The organism is Streptomyces sp. NPDC001194 (assembly GCF_042896985.1).
Classification (GTDB): Bacteria; Actinomycetota; Actinomycetes; order Streptomycetales; family Streptomycetaceae; genus Streptomyces.
This window is the reverse complement of sequence record NZ_JBIAXU010000006.1, coordinates 104654-125715: the sequence shown is the minus strand read 5'-3', so window position 1 is coordinate 125715 and position 21062 is coordinate 104654. Positions and strand designations below refer to the sequence as shown.

Annotated in this window: 15 protein-coding genes and 2 pseudogenes; 13 read left to right on the top strand and 4 right to left on the bottom strand. The window is 70.6% G+C overall.

Translation table 11 applies throughout. The annotated features are described in order from the left end of the window. Positions 1-66 precede the first annotated feature (66 nt). The 4 genes from ACFY1T_RS16375 to ACFY1T_RS16360 all read left to right on the top strand — a co-directional run bounded on the left by ACFY1T_RS16375 (position 67) and on the right by ACFY1T_RS16360 (position 5741). Positions 67-2160, top strand: a complete 2094-nt coding sequence (locus ACFY1T_RS16375; RefSeq protein WP_390788885.1) for a bifunctional polysaccharide deacetylase/glycosyltransferase family 2 protein — start codon at positions 67-69, stop codon at positions 2158-2160. After that, positions 2157-3452 carry an acyltransferase gene (locus ACFY1T_RS16370; protein ID WP_390788701.1) on the top strand — a complete coding sequence of 432 codons (1296 nt, stop codon included), beginning with the start codon at positions 2157-2159 and terminating at the stop codon, positions 3450-3452. Before ACFY1T_RS16375 ends, ACFY1T_RS16370 begins: the two co-directional genes overlap by 4 nt. A 654-nt stretch (positions 3453-4106) precedes the next feature. Beyond that, entirely contained in the window at positions 4107-4757 is a 651-nt protein-coding gene (locus ACFY1T_RS16365) for a hypothetical protein (protein WP_390788700.1), read from the top strand. Positions 4758-5204: 447 nt separating this feature from the next. Further along, the gene (locus ACFY1T_RS16360; RefSeq protein WP_390788699.1) at positions 5205-5741 is read left to right on the top strand and encodes a GNAT family N-acetyltransferase; all 537 of its coding nucleotides are present in this window, start codon (positions 5205-5207) and stop codon (positions 5739-5741) included. A gap of 146 nt (positions 5742-5887) precedes the next feature. On the opposite strand, the gene ACFY1T_RS16355 is transcribed toward ACFY1T_RS16360, so the two are convergent. Then, positions 5888-6286, bottom strand: a complete 399-nt coding sequence (locus ACFY1T_RS16355) for a nuclear transport factor 2 family protein (RefSeq protein WP_390788698.1) — start codon at positions 6284-6286, stop codon at positions 5888-5890. A gap of 341 nt (positions 6287-6627) precedes the next feature. Between ACFY1T_RS16355 and ACFY1T_RS16350 the strand changes: the two genes are divergently transcribed. The 4 genes from ACFY1T_RS16350 (at position 6628) to ACFY1T_RS16335 (ending at position 12731) form a co-directional block, all read left to right on the top strand. Continuing rightward, positions 6628-9039, top strand: coding sequence for an ABC transporter substrate-binding protein (locus ACFY1T_RS16350; protein WP_390788697.1), 2412 nt, complete (start codon positions 6628-6630; stop codon positions 9037-9039). Between the two features lie 386 nt (positions 9040-9425). Beyond that, complete coding sequence (locus ACFY1T_RS16345; protein ID WP_390788696.1) at positions 9426-9935, top strand: hypothetical protein; 510 nt, start codon at positions 9426-9428, stop codon at positions 9933-9935. A gap of 934 nt (positions 9936-10869) precedes the next feature. Next, on the top strand, positions 10870-12177 hold the full coding sequence (locus ACFY1T_RS16340) for a serpin family protein (protein ID WP_390788695.1): 1308 nt from the start codon (positions 10870-10872) through the stop codon (positions 12175-12177). An 83-nt stretch (positions 12178-12260) separates the two neighbouring features. Beyond that, positions 12261-12731: a GNAT family N-acetyltransferase gene (locus tag ACFY1T_RS16335; protein ID WP_390788884.1), complete on the top strand. Its 471-nt coding sequence runs from the start codon at positions 12261-12263 to the stop codon at positions 12729-12731. 548 nt (positions 12732-13279) lie between these two features. Here ACFY1T_RS16335 and ACFY1T_RS16330 read toward each other — a convergent pair. After that, positions 13280-13507, bottom strand: coding sequence for a hypothetical protein (locus tag ACFY1T_RS16330; RefSeq protein ID WP_390788694.1), 228 nt, complete (start codon positions 13505-13507; stop codon positions 13280-13282). Between the two features lie 504 nt (positions 13508-14011). On the opposite strand from ACFY1T_RS16330, the gene ACFY1T_RS16325 reads away from it, so the two are divergent. Further along, a complete protein-coding gene (locus ACFY1T_RS16325; protein ID WP_390788693.1) occupies positions 14012-14470 on the top strand; it encodes a hypothetical protein in 459 nt (152 codons plus the stop codon). Positions 14471-14806: 336 nt separating this feature from the next. Beyond that, positions 14807-14919: pseudogene (locus ACFY1T_RS16320) on the top strand (lamin tail domain-containing protein); the annotation flags it as partial. 568 nt (positions 14920-15487) lie between these two features. Here ACFY1T_RS16320 and ACFY1T_RS16315 read toward each other — a convergent pair. Continuing rightward, a complete protein-coding gene (locus tag ACFY1T_RS16315; RefSeq protein ID WP_390788692.1) occupies positions 15488-15901 on the bottom strand; it encodes a nuclear transport factor 2 family protein in 414 nt (137 codons plus the stop codon). 444 nt (positions 15902-16345) lie between these two features. Between ACFY1T_RS16315 and ACFY1T_RS16310 the strand changes: the two genes are divergently transcribed. From ACFY1T_RS16310 to ACFY1T_RS16300, 3 genes and pseudogenes are all read left to right on the top strand, one after another. Next, positions 16346-16777 carry a hypothetical protein gene (locus tag ACFY1T_RS16310; RefSeq protein WP_390788691.1) on the top strand — a complete coding sequence of 144 codons (432 nt, stop codon included), beginning with the start codon at positions 16346-16348 and terminating at the stop codon, positions 16775-16777. 327 nt (positions 16778-17104) lie between these two features. Beyond that, positions 17105-17553 (top strand): annotated as a pseudogene (locus ACFY1T_RS16305) (IS5 family transposase); the annotation flags it as partial. Positions 17554-17680: 127 nt separating this feature from the next. Beyond that, positions 17681-18049, top strand: coding sequence for a hypothetical protein (locus ACFY1T_RS16300; RefSeq protein ID WP_390788690.1), 369 nt, complete (start codon positions 17681-17683; stop codon positions 18047-18049). Positions 18050-19039: 990 nt separating this feature from the next. Here the strand turns inward: ACFY1T_RS16300 and ACFY1T_RS16295 are convergent. Further along, positions 19040-20695: an RICIN domain-containing protein gene (locus tag ACFY1T_RS16295; protein WP_390788689.1), complete on the bottom strand. Its 1656-nt coding sequence runs from the start codon at positions 20693-20695 to the stop codon at positions 19040-19042. Positions 20696-21062 lie beyond the last annotated feature (367 nt).

Genomic DNA, 21062 nt, shown 5'->3' with positions numbered 1-21062 from the left:
TCATTGTCCCGCCACCAGCGCCGCCGACAGTCCCTGCTGCGGCCGCGCCGACTGGCCGCGCCGCCGCTGCGCTTCTTCATGCCGCTGTCCCTGCTGGCTTGCCTGCTCGCGCTCCTCGTCCTGCGCGGCCTCGCCACCAACGAGGCGTTCCACGACTCCCGGATCGCGATCTCCGTCGACAAGACGACCGTGCCGGACAACCTGCTCAAGGGCGGCCCGATCATCGACTCGCGGGGCACCAAGAACGACCACCCCGTGAGCTATCACATCCCGGACCGCACCGTGGTCCTGAGCTTCGACGACGGTCCCTCGCCGGAGTGGACTCCGAAGATCCTGGAAGTGCTCGCGGCCCGCAACATCCGGGCGGACTTCTTCGTGACGGGCGCGATGACGACGCGCAACCCGGAGCTGATCCGGCAGATCGTCGCGGGCGGCCACGAACTCGGCGTGCACACCTTCACCCACCCCGACCTCGTGTACCAGTCCCACGCCCGCATCAGCTGGGAGATGGCGCAGACGCAGCTGGCGCTGGCCGGCGTCGCGGGCGTCCACAGCGCGCTGTTCCGCCCGCCATACTCCTCCGACGCCTCGGCGCTGGACGACTGGAACTACCCGGTGATCAAGTACGTGGGCGCGCGCGGCTACCTCACCGCGTTCATCGACCGTGACACCGACGACTGGAAGCGTCCCGGAGTCGAAGCGATCGTCAAGGCGGCCATGCCGTCCAAGCCCGGTGCGGGTGAGCTGATCCTCCTGCACGACGCGGGTGGCGACCGTACCCAGACCATCACCGCGCTCGGGCAGATCATCGAGAGGCTGCAGGCCCAGGGATACCGCTTCACCACCATCTCCGACGCGCTCGGCGCCTCCGGCGCCACCGTGCCGGTGCACGGATTCCAGCTGTGGGCGGGCAAGGGATACATCTGGGCCACCCAGGTCGCCGTGCTCACCCTGCCGGTGCTGGTCTGGCTGCTGGCCCTCGTCGGCTTCCTCAACTTCGGACGGTTCGCGCTGATGCTCGTCCTCGCGCCGATCCACGCCCGCCGCTCCAAGCGGCGGGACGCCTGGGGACCGCCCGTCACCGAGCCGGTCACCGTACTGGTCCCGGCCTACAACGAGCGCGAGTGCATAGCCAACACCCTCAACTCCCTGGCCGCCAGCGACTACCCGATCGAAGTGATCGTCATCGACGACGGCTCCACGGACGGCACCGCGGACATCGTCGAGGAGATGGACCTGCCGTTCGTCCGGCTGATCCGCAAGGTCAACGGAGGCAAGCCCAGCGCGCTCAACGCCGGCGTCGCGGCCGCCTCGCACGACATCATCGTGATGATGGACGGCGACACCGTCTTCGAGCCGTCCACCGTGCGGGAGCTGGTCCAGCCCTTCGGCGACCCGGGGATCGGCGCGGTCGCGGGCAACGCCAAGGTCGGCAACCGCGACAGCCTGATCGGCGCCTGGCAGCACATCGAGTACGTCCTCGGCCACAACCTGGACCGCCGGATGTACGACATGCTCGGCGTCATCCCGACCATCCCCGGCGCGGTCGGCGCCTTCCGCAGGGAGGCCCTGCAGCGGGTCGGCGGGATGAGCGACGACACCCTCGCCGAGGACACCGACATCACCATCGCGGTGCTCTGCGACGGCTGGCGGATCGTCTACGCCGAGTACGCCCGCGCGTGGACCGAGGCTCCCGCCAGCCTCCAGCAGCTCTGGTCCCAGCGGTACCGCTGGAGCTACGGCAGCATGCAGGCGATGTGGAAGCACCGCGGCGCGGTGACCTCCCGCGGCCCGGCCGGTCGCTTCGGCCGGCTCGGGCTTCCGCTCATCGTGCTGTTCGGCGTGGTCGCCCCGCTGCTCGCGCCGCTTGTCGACATGTTCCTGCTGTACGGCGTGCTGTTCGGGGACGCCCCGATCACCCTCACCAGCTGGGGCGGCTTCATCCTGCTCCAGGCCGCACTGTCCTGGTACGCCTTCCGGCTCGACCGCGAGAAACCCTGGCACCTGATCAGCCTGCCGATCCAGCAGCTCGTCTACCGGCAGCTGATGTACATCGTCCTGCTGCAGTCCGCGATCACGGCGATGACCGGTGGCCGACTGCGCTGGCAGAAGCTCCGGCGCACCGGCGAGGTCGCTGTACCGGTGGAGGCCCGACCGTGACCGCATCCATCGACCTCGGGCGCGCCCGGGACACCCTCCAGTTGAGAGTCCTGACTGCTTCGCGGCCGGAGCCGGAGCCGGAGCCGGAGCCGGAGCCGGAGCCGGAGCCGGAGCCGGAGTCGGGGGTCGAGGCACCGTCCACGCGCAAGGGCGGCCGGGACCGCTATCTCGACCTGCTGCGCGCGCTGGCGCTGGTCCGCGTGGTGTTCTACCACCAGTTCGGCTGGTTCTGGCTGCCCCTTGTCTTCCCGTCGATGGGCGTGATGTTCGCGCTGGCCGGCTCGCTGATGGCCCGCTCGCTCAGTCGTCCCGCCCTCGGGGTGATCCGCGGCCGACTGCGCCGGCTGCTGCCGCCGATGTGGCTGTTCGGCGCCGTCATGGTCGCCCTCCAGATACTCGACGGCTGGGGCCCCGAATCCGAAGGCCACCCCACCTGGTGGTGGGCCAAGCTGGGCTTCTGGCTCCTGCCGCTGAGCACCCCGCCGTACGCGGACGAACTGCCCGGTTTCCACCATCTCGTGGAACACAGCTGGGCCGCGCAGGTCATCGTCCCGCTCTGGTACCTCCGCGCCTACCTCTGGTACGTGCTGCTCTCACCGCTGATGCTCCGGGCACTGCGGCGATTCCCGGTGGTGACGCTGTTCGCTCCGCTGGCGCTGACGATCGTCATGAACACGTTCTTTCCCGACCAGGAATTCATCTACTACCGGGTCTGGGAGACCGCCAACGACTTCGCGATGTTCGGCTCCTGCTGGATCCTCGGAATGGCCCACCAGGAGGGGCTGCTCAAGAAGATCCCGCAGTACGTGCTGCCGTCCATCGCGCCGCTGATCATGGTGGCCGGCCTCTGGTACCTGCGGACCCGGCCGGTCGATCCGACCGAAGCGACCGACATCGAGTCCTGGCCGATCGCCCAGGCCCTGTGGTCCCTCGGCTTCGTTGCCATCCTGCTCCACGTCAGCCCGTCCTGGGAGCGGTGGCCCAGGTCGCTGGAACGCTGGGACGGCCTGGTCAGCCTGCTCAACGCACGCGCTGTCAGCGTCTACCTGTGGCACGAGACCGCGCTGGTGGCCGCTGTTCCGCTGGTCGACCCCCTCTGGAGCGTCCACTTCTTCTACGCGAACCTCCAGTGGCTGCTGGCCAGTCAATGGTTCACGCTGCTGGTGGCGATGCCGCTGCTCGGCCTGCTGCTGTTGCTCTTCGGCTGGGTGGAGGACGTGGCGGCCAAGCGCTCGCCGCGGCTCTTGCCGTACGCGCGCCGTCGGCGCGGCAGGCGCCGGGCCGCCGACTGAGGGGGCCGGGCCCCTCTCCGGTCGTACCGATCTCGACCTGCCAGGCGCTGTTCGGGCCGCTGTGAGGCAGCGGCCCGATGCGCGAACCTGCAGCGCCTCCATGGAAGTGTGGCGCGGGATCCGGCCAGCTTTTCGCGTGCCCGGCCGGCGTCGAAAGGCGGCAGCCGCAGCACTGCGTCCACAGCCCCATGACGGCCGGGACGTGTGGAGTCGCCAAGCGGCGGAGAACGCGGACCGTGCGGCCGCGGATGCCGGGCACGGCGGGGAGCAAGGCCGGCCGGACCAGCCACCACGGCAGCGGGGCCCGGCGAAGATCCGCCGCCGCGCCGAGGCGGCCGCCCGCTCGGCGAGCATCTGGCCGCTGCCGAGCCCGGGCACCCGTGGACCGGGGGCGGTTTGCCGGAAGCCCGAGCCGGACGACGGCATCGACCACCGTCCGGTGGTCCATCTCCAGCCGAGGTACACCCTCGCCGACACCGCACAGGCGCTCGCGGGTCCGCCCAAGGGTCTGCCGCAGGGCCCCGACACCGCCGGACGGGAAGTCTCTTGATCCATGGCCGGGGGACCTCGCGTGTTCCGATCGGTGGCGCAGCCCCTAGTCTGTGCGCCGGTCGGCCCCAAGCGCGGGCGGGGTCCCAGAGAGCGGGGAACAGGATGTCCGTAGAACGTCACATAGCGGGGACGCTCCAACAGATCGCCCGTCAGCAGGACATCGTCGAGATCGCCCCCCAGGGCTCCACGCCGAAGGCGGCCGCCCTGGCGCACGTGGCGGAGCAGTACGGCTACACCTACGGCATGGCGTACAGGACCGGGTTCAAGAATTCGCTCGTCCAGGTCCGGATGTACCGGGATCCGCGGCCCGACGCCCGCGTCCGCGAGGCGGCCACCATCACCGCCCATCCGCAGGCGGGCAACGGCGGGACGGTGCCGGGGCTGGAGCAGGGCTCGCTGAAGCCGCTCCCCGAAGCGGTCGCCGCCGTGGCCGTGCTGAAGGATCTCATCACCTTCGACGTCATGGCGCAGTACGTCGCCGACCGGGGCCAGAAGGTGATGTGCTACCTCGGCTGCGCGGTCCTGACCGTCATCCTGCTCATCGACCGGTCGCCGGTCGAAGCGGTTGTTTCCGGCGGGGCGGTCGCGCTGCTCGTCACCGTGGCGTTCAAGGTGGGCGCGATCCGGCGCAGGAGGATCACACAGCGGCTGACGGACGCCGGGTTCCTCGCGGTGCCCGACGGACAAGGCGGGCAGCGGTTCCTGCGCCCGGGGCAGCAGTTGCCCGGCCACACCAACCCGTTCGCCGCCTGAGGCCTTGGCCTGCGGTGCAGGCAGGACGTAGATCTGGGTGAGATGCCGGCACGCCGGCAGGCGCGGCGCCGGCCCCGAGGCGTGGGCCCTTGAAGCACCCTCCACACCGGCGGACATGAAGCTCCGTACCGAGCGCCGAAGTGACGCCGATGGCGTGGCTAGACGGGCGCCGGTAGCGGCTCGACCGTCTTCGGAGTCGAAGCCATTCCGGGCGGGGCTGGGAAGCCCCGCCCGGCACGGCCGGGGCTGACGCGCTCCGGCCTGCGCTCGGAGCTCTCCGCTTGGTCTGTTACGGTCGCTCGGCGCGGAAAGCGCGCGAACACGACTCTGGTGCAGGGAGGTTGATGAATATGGCCGTCAGTGGCCTTTCTCATCATGCCCTTTTCCGGTCCGCGCGCTGAAGTGACGCGACGCGGTCCGGGTCGTTCCCACGACCAGGAGTCACACGTGCATTACTCCCATTCCAAGGACCTCACCGAGCTGACCACCGAGCGGCTCGTCCTGCGTACCTGGACCGCGGCCGAAGCCGCGGCCGTCCTCGACTGCGCGGTCGGCACCCGGCCGGCCGACTGGGCGGGGGACTTCCCCTCCGAAGGCGACAGCGTCATCGCGAGCCTCCTCGGCGACAACCCCGCATGGTTCGGCACCTACGGCCATCGGCTGATCATCGAACGAGAAAGCAGTCTCGTCATCGGCTCGATCGGCCTGTTCTGGCCCCCCACCGATGGGGTCCTCGAGCTCGGGTACGGGGTCGTCGCCTCCCGCCGCGGCCGGGACTACGCCACCGAGGCCACCCGGGCACTCGCCGCCTTCGCCCTCACCGCGCCCGCCGTCCACACCGTGGCCGCCGGCGTGGAAGTCTCGAACCCGGCCTCCGTCCGCGTCCTGGAGAAAGCCGGCTTCGAGCGGTACACCACCACGGCCGAAGACGCCGAAGGAACTGCCCGCTTCGCGATCTCCCGGCACAACAGATCGGGCAAGTAGATGCGCTGGGCCGGCGGCACCCCCGCCGGCCCCCCGCCGTCGACCGGTTCTGGCCTTGGGGACGCAATGGCTGTTGGCCGAGGTGTCGTGAGGCTGCGGCGGGCCGCAGGGCACTGGGCTGCGGCCCGGATGTAGCGGCGCCGGCGTCACGGGGTGACTGAGTCTGCGTGGCGGTGGGCCGCTCGCCACGCCGTGTTCTCGCGGCGGTACACCTGGGTGGCCCGCAGTGTGTAGGTGCGCGGCTCCCCGTCTACGGAGGTGCTGACGTGCTCCAGGCCGGCTGTGTAGGCCATGTTGCCCACGACGTCATACGCCAGTAGCTCGAACGCGTAGGAGGTGCAGTGTGAGAAGGACTGGCCGAGGGCGGTGAAGAGGGCGTCGACTTCCGCCAGGCCGCGGGCGTTGTGCCAGGCGCCCAGCACGCTGACCGGCTCTTCGTGCGACCAGAGCGCCCGTCTGGGCTCCGGGTCGCCGTCGTGCAGCGCGGCCTCCGCCCGGTGGAGGTCGGTCTTGATCCACGTCAGGAAGTCCTCGCGGTCGCCCATGTCTCCATCATGCGATGTGGAGCGCACGAAACGTGCCTTTGGGACCTTGCCGTCGAGTTGGCGGGTCGTGTCCGGGGTGATCGGGTGATGCGCTTGCCGAAGCGGCCTGGTGTCCGTGGCCGCCGGGGGCGGTCGGCCACCGAAGCACGGGCCGGAGTTCCGCTTTCCCGATCCGGAGACGGCCCGGACCGCCCGTCGTCACTCTCACGGCGACCGCGAACTGCTGCAAAGGCGAGATCCAGGCGTGGGATCGAATCCATCCCCGGTCTATCCACCGAGGGGGGCGGTATCGAGCCATGCTTCCGGCTCCTGCTCGGCTCAGCAGGACCTAGAGTGTCCGCGTGACCGAGCAGAATCCCGAACTCATCGCCGGCCGGTACCAGCTGGTCGAACGCATTGGCCAAGGCGGTATGGGCCGGGTGTGGCGTGGCCTCGACCAGCACCTCTTCGGGCGTGAGATCGCCATCAAGGAGATCCTTTTTCCGCCAGGCATGGACGACGGCGACCGCGCGGCGCTCGTCCGGCGGTTCATCGCAGAGGCGCGCGCCGCGGTCACGCTCAGCCACCCCGGCATCATCACCATCCATGACGTCGTGGAGCACGAGGGCGCCCCCGTCCTCGTGATGGAGCTGGTGCGCGGGCAGTCCCTGGCCGCCGCCATCCGCAGCGGCGGGCGGTTGCCCGTGCGCCGCGTGGCCGAGATCGGCGCCGCGATGCTCGACGCGCTGGCCGAGGCGCACAGGGCGCGGATCGTCCACCGTGACATCAAGCCGGACAACGTGCTGCTGGCCAAGGACCGCGTCGTCCTGACCGACTTCGGCATCGCCCACCTCGCGGACGCCACGACCAAGCTGAGTCACAGCGGGATCGTCATCGGCACCCCGCACTACATGGCGCCCGAGCAGCTGGAGGGCAAGCGCCCGACCGCCGCCAATGACCTGTGGGCGCTGGGCGCCACCCTCTACCACGCCGTCGAGGGGCGCCCCCCGTTCGACGCGGAGGGGCTCCACGCCCTCGCCGTGGCCGTCTTCACCCGCCCGCACCGGCCCGCGGTCCACGCCGGCCCGCTCGCGCCCATCCTGGACGCGCTCCTCACCAAGGACCCGGCGCAGCGCGTGGGCGCCGGCGAAGCGGCCGAGATGCTGGCATCGGTACTGCGGTCCTCCAAGCCTGCGCCCCACGTACCCGACTGCGAGGGGAGCGAGCAGGAGCCGTCCTCCCCGCCTAAGCCGGACCCGCGGGCGACTCCCGTACCCGCGCCGGATGCCACCACTCCCGTGCCCGCGCCGGATGCCACGCCGCCCACTGCCGGCCGGGCAGTGCCTGAGCGGCCCACCTCACCGCCGCCGTCCCCCCGCACCCCGACGGTCCTGGACTCCGCTTCCGGTGCGGACGCCCAGCAGCGCCCCGTGCCGGACCGGCCGACCACCACGCCCCTGCCCGAAGCGCGTACGTACGGGATGAGCACCGGCGAACGGACTCCTACCGGCCACCGGCGCCTGACCCGGCGGTCCGTCGTCGTGGCCACGGTGCTGGCCACGCTCGCCACCGGCTCCGTCCTCACCTGGACCCTCACCGGGGACAAGGGCGCGACGCGCGGCGGCGGGGCGGCCGGCAGTGGGTCGGAGGCGTCCTTCGTCAACGTGGTGATCGGGGTGGACGCACCGCTGAGCGGCGCCCTGTCATCCATGGGCATCGGCATCAGAAACTCGGCTGAGTTGGCGGTGAGGACCGCCAACGAAACCAAGTCCGTCCCCGGGGTGACCTTCGAGATCAAGGCGCTCGACGACGGGGCCGACCCCGCCAAGGGCTCTTCCAACGCCGCCCGGTTTGTGGCCGACGGGAAGGTGCTGGGAGTCGTCGGCCCCCTCAACTCGGGTGTCGCCAAGACCTTCGTGGCGCCCCTCGCGCGGGCGAACATGGCCGTCGTGTCACCGGGCAACACCGATCCCGTACTGACACTGGGCTCCACCTGGGCCGCCGGCACCCCGTCGCGTCCCCACTCCACCTATTTCCGCACCGTCGCCACGGACGTCGACCAGGGGCCGTTCGCCGCCCGGTACCTGCACGGCGAGGCGAAGAAGACCAAGCTGTACGTGGTGGACGACGCGAGCGCCCACGGCACCGCTCTCACCGCCGGTCTCACGGCCGAGTTCACGAAGCTCGGCGGGACCGTCGTCGGTACCGAGCAGGTCGATCCCGCGGAGCGCGCCTTCGAGGGCCTCGCCGAAAGGGTGCGGTCCTCGGCAGCCGACGCCGTCTACTTCGGCGGCTACTACGACACGGCTGCGCCCCTTTCCCAGCAGCTCGATCAGGCGGGGGTGAACGTCCCCCTGATGGGGGGTGACGGCATCTTCGACCAGCAGTACCTCACGACGAACCCCAAGGCCGAGGGCGACCTCGCCACCAACATCGGCGTGGCGGCCGAGGAGTCCGCAGCTGGGCAGGACTTCCTCGCCCGGTACCGGAAGGCCGGCTACACGGATGCGGCCGGCTGGTACGGGCCGTACGCGTACGACGCGACCTGGGCTCTCATCGAGGCGGTGAAGGCGGTCGTGGAAGCCCACGGCGGCACCCTTCCCGGTGATGCCCGGGCCGAACTGCCGTCCGCCGTGGCACGGCTGGGTTTCGACGGAGTCACCGGTCGCGTCGGCTTCGACGGGAACGGCGATACGCTCACCCGCAAGCTGACGGTGTACGCGGTCCGCGGCGGCAGTTGGACAGCCGTGAGCAGCGGACCGACCGCCCGCTGACCGCACGGCTCGGGCGCAGCGGGGGAGCCGGATCCGCGGGTGGTTCGGAAGAGAGTATGGGGCCCATGCCGTCGAGGCGTCGCTGGGGCATGCTTCCGGAGTAGCTCACGACCCCAGTGACCGGTGAGCGTGCGGTGCGCCTGCGGGAGCAGCTGCCGCACGGGCGAGGATCTCCAGACTCCGCAGGCGCGCCTTCCGGGCCTGCAGGCTGAGGCTCTCCGGGTGGCGTGTGCCCCGGTGGGGGCAGGAGATGTGCGGAAGCGTTCCGTCGTCCTCTGGCGGACGTGCGTAGAACTGCGCCACCATCTCCTTGCTCCATCAGCACACGCCTGCCCTCTCCGCACCGCCGTTCCATCCGTTACGGCCACCAGCAGGAGGCAATCTCGATGAAGCTCCGTTCGGTCCTCACCGCGCTCACCGTCGTCCTGGGCGCGCTGCTCGCGCCCGGAGTGGGCGTCCTGGGCGGCGCCACAGCCGCGCACGCGGCCACCAAGATCAGCCATGCCACCGCGACCTCGATGTTCCGCAATTCCGCCATCACCTGGTCGTCGTCCGGCGGCTGCTCGAACCGCAACAACGCGACCTGCACCTCCTTTGAGCAACTCAACCTCGCGACCGCACAAGGCGCGCAGACCCTCAAGAGCGCCAGCGGCTGCGCAGTGAACATCACCGGAGGCACGGAGACCGGCCACGCGTCAGGTACCTATTCGCACTGGAACGGCTACAAGCTGGACTTCAGCAAGTACACCTGCCTCGGCACCTACATCAAGAACACCTTCAGCTACATCGGACTGCGGGGCGACGGCGCCCCGCAGTGGAAGTCCGGCGCCGGAAACGTCTACGCCGATGAGGGGAGCCACTGGGACGTGACCTTCTACAACTGCGGCGGCTGCTGACCCCGGCACGGCCGGCGCCACCGCACGACCGCTGCGCCCGGACGTCCTCTTCGCACCCGCCGCCGGGCCCGCGGAGAGGACGTCCGCGCCCATGGTTCTCGGCCATCGCGGACCAGCACGAAGGGGTCGCCGACGCGTAGAACGTCATGCGTGGCGATGGTGGTCAGCGCTGCTCCACGGGGCGGCGACGCGGCCCGAATCTTCACGCTTGAGCCCGTGTGCGCAACGAGGGCGTAGCCGTCGTCCTCGCCCTCCTGGTCGCGGCTGTGGGTTACCGGGACCGGCGCGCCCGCCTGGAGGAGCTGCTCGTAGAGCCGGTCTACGTTCCGGTCGCTGTCGAGGCTGGCCTGCAACCCCTCGGCCTGCTCGACGACTGCGGCGAGAAGAGCTTCGGAACGGGCGCTGCGCATCTCGTTCACGGCTGTGTCCCCGGGAATGGCCCGCCACACCCCGCCAAGCCGGGCCAGTACCCGCGCCTTCCACACGTCGCGGAAACGCGGCCAGCCCCGGGCTGCAGGCAGTCGCCGGGGCGGGCACCGGTCGGCTAGGAGTGCCCGCAGCAGCATGTTCGCTGCGCAGGTAGTTCGTCTCGGCCATGTAGTGGGATCGTCACGGCGATGGTGCCCTCCGTGGGCGGAACGTTGCCCACGAGCCGGGCAGCTGCACACGGGCAGCGTCGCCTTGGGCGCCCGGTTCGGCGATCACCCGATGCCAGCGGCTACTCACCCGGCGGCGCCCTTCCGTGCCTGTGCGGGTAGCCCGACGAGGCTACCGGCACCGTCGGACATGCCACACTCCCCATCCCCGTCCCCCCGCCGTGCAGTTAGCGCTGAACGGCGGCCTCGCCGACGACGTCGGCCACCGGAGCCCGCCGTAGCGGCGACCGGGGAAATCGGCTGCGGCCCGGCGGCGTTCGTCCCTTACTCTCCCGACCATGCGCAACTCGACGATCCGTGCGGTCAACCGGCTCACCGCACGCTGGGCCGAACAAGCCGTCGCCGGCGACACCGGCACGGTCCTCACGGCCGTGGGGGCCTGGCCCCTGCTCGCCCTCCTCGCCGACGGCGCGGCCGCCCCCGCCCGCGGGGAACTCTCCGAAGCCCTCGGCATATCCGCCGACTCGGCGGCCGCGGCCGCACGCGAGCTCCTCGCCGACCTGTCCGGCGTACGGGGCCTCCATACGGCCACGGGTCTGTGGGCCCTGCAGGAGCTGCCCCTGGAGCAGCGGTGGCTGGACGCGCTCCCGGACGGCGCGCACGGGCTGCTGACCGGCGATCCCGACACCGACGCCAAGACCCTCGACGCCTGGGCCGCCGAACGCACCGGCGGCCTGGTCGAGCGGATGCCGGTCGACTTCCCGCCGCCCCCCGCGCACACCCAGCTGGTGCTCGCCTCGGCCCTGGCCCAGCGGCTGCGCTGGATCCAGCCGTTCCGCTCCGGGATCGTCGAGCCGTCCGAAGGCCCCTGGGCCGGACGGGGCCTCACCGCGCTGCGCCGCAGCACCACACTCCTGGACCGGGTCCGCGTGGCGCAGACCCCGGCGGGTCCGGTCACGGTGCTCGAGGTGGTCGGCGACGGCGGCGTGGACGTCCACCTGGTGCTGGGCGCACCCGGTGCGTCGCCGCGCCGGGTGCTGTCCGCGGGGGTGGACGTGGTGACCCGTGCGGTCGCGGCCACCGGCGCGAGCCTGCTGCCCGAGGGGAACCCGGGTCCCGGCCTGCGCATCGGGACGGTCCTGGCGCCGGATCCGGAGCCGTACCTCCACATCCAGACGACGGCTTTCGACGTGACCGCCGAGCACGATCTCCTTGACCATCGCGGCCTGTTCGGCCTCGCCTCCGCCTTGGACACCGGCGCCGGCCACTTTCCGGGGATCAGTCCTCGCCCCTTGGCCGTGGGCTCGGCACGCCAGTCGGCGGTGGCCCGCTTCCACGCCGAGGGCTTCGAGGCCGCGGCCGTGACGGCCGTCGAGGCGTGCGTCGGTGCGGCCGCACCGCCCCGGCTCCGCTACCGCACCCGGCAGGCCGAGGTCTGCTTCGACCGCCCCTTCGGCTTCCTCGCCGTCCACCGCACCTCCCGCCTGGTGCTCGCGGCGGGCTGGGTCACCGATCCCCTGCCGTACGAGGAGCCCGAGTACCCCGAGTACGAGGAGTGGCAGAAGCGGGCCGAGGAAGAGGCAGCGGACGCCGAGTGGGAGGCGGAGCAGCGGGCCTCGGCGGAGCGGGCGGAGGGAGCGCAGTGAGCGTCGCCGAAGGCTCCGGCGTGCCGGAGGAGAGGCCGGGCCTGCGCATCCGGCGGAGGGCCGACGACGATGTCGAGGCGTGCCTGCGCGTCCTCGCGGAGGTCCACCGGCACGACGGCTACCCCCTCAACTGGCCTGATCAGCCCGGCGCCTGGCTGTCGGACGGCCCCCTGCTCGGCTCCTGGGTGGCCGAGCTCGACGGCCGCCCCGTCGGGCACATCGCCCTGTCGCACGCGGCCGCGGGCGATTCGGCCCCCGCCGTGTGGAGCGGGCGGACCGGCGCGCCACCGGAGGCGGCCGCCGTGGTCACCCGGCTGTTCGTCTCTCCCCGCGCCAGGGGGCACGCCCTCGGTGCCCTGCTGGTCGGGCGGGCAGTGGAGGAAGCACAGCGGCACGGACTGCATCCGGTGCTCGAGGTCCTGTCCGCCGATCACGCCGCGGCAGCCCTGTACGAGCGGCTGGGCTGGGAGCTGATGGACACCGTCGAACAGCAGTGGAGTCCGCAGCAGACGGTGTACGTCCGGTGCTATGCCGCGCCGCTCGCAGCCCGGTGAGCCTCGGCCAGCGTCCGCGTTTCGCAGGGGGACGGGCCGCGGCCGGTGCCGCCGCGGCCCGACACCCGGCACCGGCAGGTGGTGTACGCCGGCCAGGAGCCGCGCCTTCCTGGGGTCGGAGGGAGTACTAGGGGGTGTCCGCAAAGTGGCGCCGGCCGCCCGGAGGGCGGTCCCGCGGCGTCCGGTGCGTGCTCTCGGTGTGCCGGGCGGAAGCCCTTGTACTGGACGTACTCGGGATTTCGCCCGGTGCGCCGAGAGCGCGTGCCGGGCGTCGCGGGGCAGGCGGGACTTTGCGGACACGCCCTAGCTGTCGGCCAAGGGGATCCGGCACGCGGCCGACTGATCACCAGACGCTGACATCCGGCCGCAGCCTCGACTCACTCTGCCTGCTGGAACGCGACCAAGATCGACCGGACAGGTTCCAGCCGCCGCCGACCCCGGACGCACGTGGAGCGGCACACGGTCTCGCGTGGCGTCTTGGACGGGTGGTGCTGCGCGGAGGTCACGCTCTGTCGGCGTGAACACGTTGACGGACGTACGAACGGGTTTCAGGTTCGCGCGGGCCCGGTGGCCGGGGTGGGCAGGGCGAGGCGTGATCCGAGGCGGGACCGCATCTCGCCGGCCGCGGTGCGTACCTCTTCGGAGCGGGTCTCCTCCTCGAGCGCGCCGAGCAACATCATGACCGCCCTGGCTTCGTCGCCCGTGAGCAGTTTCAGGCGGGTGTCGGTCACGGCGTCCATGAGCACGCTCAGGAAGTCTTCGTCGTCCATGTCCATGCCGGGTTCAACGCCGTGCCGCGGCCACGGGTCACCGCATCCGTATGCGCCTGCAGTAGCGGGACCTGACATCGCCACCGGGGCCTGATTCTGAACGTCTCGCTGCCCGGCTCGTCACCCCCGGGGTGGCGGCCCCCGACTCTGCCCCGAAGGGGGCACCGCTCGATGCCGTCCGGTGCGCTCCGCACCAGGCGGCAGGTGGAGGCCCAGGCCGTCCGGCGGCGGGGGCACTGTGGTTCCTACAATGGTGAGCGGGGTCGTGACAGCGGCACAGGAAGAGCTCGTCGAGCTTGCGCATTTCGAACTCGGGCCACTCGTGTCTGTCTGTTCAGGGAGTTCCGGCAGCAACGTCAACGTTCATCGCTTCGGGAGGTGCACCGTCCGGGCCGTGGTTGATGTTCACGAGAACGGGAGGCACCTCGTGTACTCACCCGCCGGACGGCCGGGGCGAGGAACGGCGGAGGGCGTGACGAGCTGTCAGTCCCGCAGGGCAGACTGTCGCTCATGACAGAAGCCGGGCTCGACGCCGCCGCCCGCTCCCTGCGGGCCTGGCTCAATCGACAGCAGTTCAGTGACTTGTCTACCCCCGAGGTGACCGCCTTCTTCACCGACGCGGTGGCCGACTGGGCGACCGACCAGGGGTATGAAGTTCAGCGGGAGGTGAAGCTGCCCACCGTTACTCGGCAGAACCGGACCGGGCGCCTCGACCTGCAACTGCGGCACCGTTCGGGTAAGGGACGGCTGATCAGCATCGAGGTGGATCGGGGTACGAAGGAGTGGTCCCTAGAAAAGCTCGTCCAGGCCGCCGAGCTTGGCCACCTGGCGTTGTGGCTTCGGTGGAGCCGTACCCCCGTCACTCTGCCGATCCCGCCCACGGTCCGGCTCATCCGGGCTCAAGTGCTCAGGCGCACCACGCTCACGCGGGCGAAGCTCCACTCGCTCCGGCCGGACAACTGCGGGTAGCAGTCTGGTTCGCACCAGGCAGCGCCAGGACCACGCCCAGGCGGCGGGAGCAGCAGCGCGGCGAGCCGGCGGCCAGCCTGCTCCAGCTTGGCATGTAGACGGCGGCGGGCCCCGCGTCCGGGCGGGGCGGTACGAGGCGGAACCGTTCTCGCTCCCTCTGGTTGCGATGGGAACCCCTCAGTCCGTTCGACGGCTGTGCCGGAGCGCATGATTCCGGATTGCGGCTGGTGGAGCGCTGTTCTTGAGGGAGCATTCCCCCTGTTGTCTGCTTCTTCCTCCGCCCGTCGTATCGCCGCCACCGTTCTGGCTGCCGGGGCGGTGGTCGGTGCGGCCGTGCTGCCAGCCGCCGCGCAGGACGGTCACCACCGCGGGTGGAGATCAGCCGGGTCCAGGCCGACAGCCCCGGACGCGACGACCGCTCCAACCGCTCTCTGAACCGCGACGAGGTACTGCGGGCCATCGCCCGCATCCACACCGCACTGCTCGCCACCTGACCCAGGAACCCGGAGCTTGTCACCCAGCCTGCCGTATGTCAGGTTCGCCGGGGTTTGGTGCCGACCTTGTGGTGTGCGGGTCGGGTGTAGGAATCGCCGGTGGCGAGGGCTCGTCCGACGTCGTAACGGGTGGCGGCCCGTCGGTTCTTCGAGCCCAGGGGGCGTCGGTGCGCAGGCTGCCCATGCCGGGCACGCGGCCCATGGCGGTGCTGGGGGAGGTGAGGATGACGGAGAGGCGCCAGCCGGGGTCGGGTGTCCCGCGATGGCGTGCCGAACGCCGGGCCGGGAGTGCGTGTGCCTCCTGCAGGACTGCGGCGGCCTGGTTCTCGCGGTCTGGTGCCCAGAACGCGGCGGCATCGCACCGGTGATGGAGTGGCATGTCGGCGGCGGCATCCGCTGCACCGCGCTACACCGCCGCCAGGCGGCGGCGAGGCGCGTCGGCACCGTACCGGACCGTTCGGACCTGACCGAGGCTGGCGTCCCGTCGTCGGGCAACGCTGGTCCTCCGGAGGTAGCCAGGCGGTCAGCCGGGCGAGCTTTCGGACTCAATCATCCTGACCAGGTTGGTGATGTCCTTGTGGAAGGTGAACTCGCGCAGGAGCGTGGTCCAGCGACCGTCTTGCCACCGCCAGACGAAGTTGTAGAGCACCGGGACCCCCTCATCTACCCGGCGCATGATGATCGTCCCATGGCCGTCGTACACGCTGGTGGCCAGAAGACGGACGTCGTCGAGTGACTCACCCACCTTCAATCCCTGGTCCCGCAGTGCACGGAAGCGCGCCATGAACTGGTCCTTCGTCAGGGTCACTACCTGGCCTTCTTCGTCGAACCGAATGTTCTCGAAGCTAGGGTCGTAGAGAGCATCCAGCTTCTCCACGTCCATGGCCAGGCCGGCGTTCATGTACTCCCACATACGATCCACGAGCGACTGATTCACGATCGGCTCTCCCTCATTTGGTGGTTCCGCACGCACGGGCCTCACGGGCGGTCGTGGACGGCATGAGCTTTCATGGACGCCACCGACCGCATCCCCAAGGTCGCTGCACCCACCGACAAAGCGCCGACAGTCGTTGTCCATGACCGACAGACGGCCGACACCGCTGCACCGGCCACGGAAGGTGCCGTCGTGATAGGCCGTACTCGGGGATACGCAACTGGCCGCCGACACTCGGGTTCCACCAGCCTCGTGTGACATCCAATCCGCGCAACTCACGTGATGCGTTCCGCCTGCCGACGGAGGGGCCGGCAAGATCGTTCACGGAATGTGTGCCAGAACCACAACCCGTGACTAGAGCCACTCCTACCACTCCGGCGGCCCCGTCGACTCAGGGTCCCAAACCGCAGTTTGCCTTCGGTGCCCGGCGCGGTATGACATGTGGGCATGAGCAGAATGGCACAGGTCATCGTGTTGGCGCGGTACGAGGACGAGGTGATGGAACCGCTGACGCGGCCGGACGAGGCCCGCACCTGGCAGGGCTGCTTCGTACAGATCCCCTGGCTCGTAGGGGGCTGGCACATCGAGTTCGAGAAGTCGCATCGGCGTCGCGGGGTGCTCAAGGACCTGGAGTCCCTGCCCTGGAACGAGCCCGACTGCGTGCAGGTCATGCTGCACGACCAGGACGACGACCTGTTCGGTCTGTGGATGTTCCGCGACGGAGTCCTCCTCGAGGTGGGCATCCCCGGCACCCAGCGAGTTCACACCGCTACGCCGCTGTGGGACGTTGACCCCGGCTTCTTGGTCCGGACCGGTCTGGGCAGGGGAGAGGACCGGCACTCGCCAGAGCACGTACAGGACCCGCGGTTGTGCTGGTGACCCGGCGTAGAAAAGGGACCGGACGAATGCTGAAGTCGCCGGTTGCCGGCTCTGCCCGGGGCCGGACCGGTTTTGTCTGGCTCCGGACCGGACCGGCCAGACAAGTCCTAGGGCGTGTCCGCAAAGTCCCGCCTGCCCCGCGACGCCCGGCACGCGCTCTCGGCGCACCGGGCGAAATCCCGAGTACGTCCAGTACAAGGGCTTCCGCCCGGCACGCCGAGAGCACGCACCGGACGCCGCGGGACCGCCCTCCGGGCGGACGGCGCTACTTTGCGGACACCCCCTAGGGGGTGTCTTTCCGATCATCGGATTGTTAGTGGTCCGGTCATGAGGGAAGCCGAGTTGTCTGATGCCGCACGGGCGGTGATCGCGCCGTTGTTGCCGCCGGTGGGGCGGGCCCGTGGCCGGTAGCGTGATCACCGTCAGGTGCTGGAAGGCATCGTGTTCAAGTTCCGTACCGGTGTGCCCTGGCGGGATCTGCCCGAGAGGTTCGGTCCGTGGCAGACCGTCCACGGACGCTTCGCCCGCTGGGCGGCAGACGGAACTTTCGACCGTCTCCTGGCCGCCGCCCAGACCAGGGGTGAGGTGGACTGGCTGGTCGCGATCGACTCCACGATCGTGCGAGCCCACCAGCACACCGTTGCCAAAGGGGGCTCGACGAACGGGCACTCGGACGCTCCCGCGGTGGGCTGACCAGCAAGATTCACCTCGCCTGCGACGGACGCGGCCGCCCACTGGCGTTCGTGGTGACCGCGGGCACCCGAAACGACTGCACCCAGGCCGCGATCACCCTCGCCAGCACCCTCATCTGGCTCGACAAGTGATCGACAAGACGCTGCCTGGTCCTACGCCGACGTCGTCCGCCTCCGGTTCGCCCACGAGCAACGCGAAGCCCACCTTGCCGTGGTCGGTGATTTCGACTGCTCCGGCGAGGACATCGAGCGGGACTGGGTGGAGCGGACGGGCTGCTGGGACTCGGTGACCCGGGTGCTGCTCACCTACGAGCAGATGCGCGCGTACGGGCTCCCGGCGACCGAGGGCAAGCGAGGCGACCCGAGATGGCCGGCCTTCGCCCGCCGCTACGGCTTCGACATCGAGCGCCCGGTGCAGTGGGAGGTCGAAGCCCTGGAGCCGGACGAACTCCAGCGCCTGGTCCTCGCCGCCGGCGACCCGTACATCGACCGCGACGTCCTCGCGCAGCAGATCGCCCGCGAGGAGCAGCAGCGCCGCGCCCTGGAGGACTTCGCCGGTCGGTGGGGTACGCGAACGTAGGCCGGGGCCTGTGCGGATCCGGCTCAGAGGGTCAGCGACGTCCGACGGTGCCGCGGACGAGGGCGTAGGGGACCACGCAGAACGCGCCGGGGTTGGTGGTGACGATCAGGGTGAGGAACAGCCAGTAGGCGAAGCCATGGCCGTTGGAGGACGCGAGGAGCCACCCGTAGGTGAGGGTGATGAGAATGCCGGTGAGGGCGATGCCGGCCGCCCAGCCCGTCTTGCTCAGCCCGAAGCCGAGGCCGATGTAGGCCCAGAACAGGGGCGGGGCCGGTGATGGCCGCGATGGCCAGGAACACCGGGAAGTCGATGTCCCGGCCGCTCATGTAGTCCGTGAGCTCAGGCACCGAGATGAAGGCCAATAGGCCCACGTAGGCGACGTCGAGGACGACGGCGACGATCGTGATCACGCGGGCGGCACGGGTGGCGGGAGGGGTGTCCGCGGCGTCGGTCATGAGGGGTGGACTCCTTCTCCTACGGCGAGCAGGGCAGTCGGCTCCGCTCCGGTACAGCCGCTCCGGGCCACAGGGGTGCGTGCTTCCAGGTGAGGCACCCCCGGCCGCGGCGAACCCGCCACCCGAAGCGGTGACGATCGCGCCGCTGCTGCAACGCACCCGCTCGGCCGTGCAACACCGGCGCTGCAACACGCCTGCGCGTTGCCGCCCTGACCTGCACGAACACGAGCCCACAGCCGTCCGGAACCTGTGTTGCAGCCTGTGTTGCACCACACATCCGGTGCCGGAGGACAAGACGAAGGCCCCGGGGGTCACGACGTCCCGGGGCCTCCACTTCGCTGACCTCCCAGCTCAACGACGAGCGAGGCGGCGTGTCACGCCCAGCGTCGCGAGCGAGGCGAGCTGGTCGGCGGTGAGCTCGTCGCGCCGGGCGCGCCAGCTGCCCCTGTGACGCTGCCCGGCGACGGATTTCTTCCCGATGATCAAGGGCCCCGCCGCGTTCTGCCGCGGGGCCCTTGCGCCCGTCGTCAGGTGGTCAGTTGAGGGCGGCCCAGTTCTGGGTGTTGGCGTTGCCGGCCGGGTTGGCGGTGACGGCGGCGCCGGGGGTGACGGGGGCGCTGTCGAGGGAGTAGCCGGTGGCCGGGTTGGTGATCGTGTAGGTGCCGCTGCTGTTCTGAGTGACCTTCCAGTCCTGCCACGGGTTGGAGGAGTTGACTGCCCGTAGGGTGGCCTGGCCGCCGGCGGTGCCGGGCGCGGTCAGCACGAGCGCGTCCGGGCAGCCGTCGATGAGCTTGGCGGTGCCGTTCGCCTCCGCCCGCAGCGTCCACCGCTGCTTGGCGCGCGCGGCGTCGAAGGTGGCGAGGACGGCGGGGGAGCTGCCGGAGGCGCCGCACTGGTCGGCGCGTTCCAGGGCCAGGCCGCCGCCGTTGGTGAGGGCGTGGGTCCGGCCGTCGCCCACGATGGTGGGGCCGTAGTTGATGGCGTGGGCGGCCAGGTAGGTGAGTGCGCTTCCGGTGGTGGCGAGCGCGGGGTTGGCGGTGGGCCGCCCGGTCTTGAAGTAGTCGGCGAAGGTGCCGGGCTGACGCGCCGTCATCACGCTGATGGTCCGGTCCCAGCCGCCGTCGACGTTGTTCCATAGGTCCAGCAGCGCGCCGTCCTGGTTGCCCTGGACCTGGTCTCCGGTGTGCCAGCCGGTGGTGTAGGTGAAGCTCTGGCTGGCACCGTCGGGCCACACGTAGCGGTAGTCCTTCAGGAGGTAGGCGGCCGTGGCGTCGGCGAACGCCTCGGTCCAGGAGCAGCTGGGGGAGCTCGCCTGCTCGACGAAGTGCGGGCTGCAGCCGGTGACCTGCGGGAACTTGCCGTTGTACAGGCGGTGCTGGAAGAAGTGGCCGGCTTCGTGGAGCACAGTGTGCTCGGAGTCGGGATCGGTGGCGGCGAGGTGGACGGTGTTGGCCAGGTCGTAGGAGGGGCCGTCGGCCGAGTTGGCCGTCCACTGGACGTTGAGTTCCGTGCAGGCGTTGTCCGCCTCATGAGAGGACCAGCAGTCGCTGACGGGGTTGCCGCGGGCCCACCACAGGAGGTTGAGGGTGTCGAAGGCGTGCCAGGCACGTGCGTTCGACGGCTTGAGGGTGCCCAGGGCGGTGCTGGCGGCCACGTTGTTCTGGACAGGCGAGTCGTAGGTGTAGGCGGTGCCGGTGGTGTCGCTGACCTTCCACAACCGGGTGCTCTCAGCGGTGAACCGCACCCACATGCTGCTCATCGTGGTCGTGGTGGTGGGGGTGTGGCAGAGGTTGAAGCCGCCGTCGGCGACGGCGGTGTACTGGTAGTCGGCGGTGAGCTGGCGTGGGGCGTCGCTGGACTTCTCCTTGCCCCACAGCTGGATGTTCGCGTTGCGGACCGGCTTGGTCAGGGTGGGCTTGCCTCGGCCGGCTTCGGCGGACTGGTAGTCGTACTGGAGTTTGCCGCTCAGGCAGATGGGGGTCGCGGCCGAGGCGCTGGATGCCGTCAGCGGGACGGCGGCGAGGGTGAGCAGGGCGGTGCTCGCGGCGGCTAAGCCGCGTGGCAGCCGGAATCCGATGGCCACGGGGGTCCTCTCGTAGGGGAGCTGCAAGGTCCTGATGCCGGTCGAGACCGCACGGTCTTGACCGCGCGTCAGGAACACGAAGAAGCTCGGGCGCCGGTGGATGACCACGCCGATCACCCTCGGTTACCGGTGCTTCGTGCGCCGTCAGTGTTCCAGCGCCCGCCGTGCCGCCTCACCGGCTCCAGAGCGTGCGCGGAGCTCCGGCCGATGGAACGGTTGGGGGAACTGCCCGGCCCGCCGGCGGCGGCACGTCGTGCTTCACCCGTTCGTGGCGTGTCGCGCGTTGTCGCCGCTTCCCGGTCCAGGGCTCCAGGTCCAGTGGTGGGGCGGCCGCAACCGTACGGCGTTCGTGTCGTTGACTAGCAGGGATGACACCCGGTCCCGGGGCTGTACCCCCGAGCGCCCCGGGACGCCGGGCCTCCTCGCAGTGCTCACGGTCGGGCGGCACCGTAGCGCCGGTTACGGCGGGCGGGGC

Coding starts and splice junctions, on each gene's coding strand:
- ACFY1T_RS16365 (WP_390788700.1), top strand. CDS start 4,107: ATGTCCGTAGAACGTCACATAGCGGGGACGCTCCAACAGATCGCCCGT.
- ACFY1T_RS16355 (WP_390788698.1), bottom strand. CDS start 6,286: ATGGGCGACCGCGAGGACTTCCTGACGTGGATCAAGACCGACCTCCAC.
- ACFY1T_RS16345 (WP_390788696.1), top strand. CDS start 9,426: ATGAAGCTCCGTTCGGTCCTCACCGCGCTCACCGTCGTCCTGGGCGCG.
- ACFY1T_RS16340 (WP_390788695.1), top strand. CDS start 10,870: ATGCGCAACTCGACGATCCGTGCGGTCAACCGGCTCACCGCACGCTGG.
- ACFY1T_RS16330 (WP_390788694.1), bottom strand. CDS start 13,507: ATGGACATGGACGACGAAGACTTCCTGAGCGTGCTCATGGACGCCGTG.
- ACFY1T_RS16325 (WP_390788693.1), top strand. CDS start 14,012: ATGACAGAAGCCGGGCTCGACGCCGCCGCCCGCTCCCTGCGGGCCTGG.
- ACFY1T_RS16310 (WP_390788691.1), top strand. CDS start 16,346: ATGAGCAGAATGGCACAGGTCATCGTGTTGGCGCGGTACGAGGACGAG.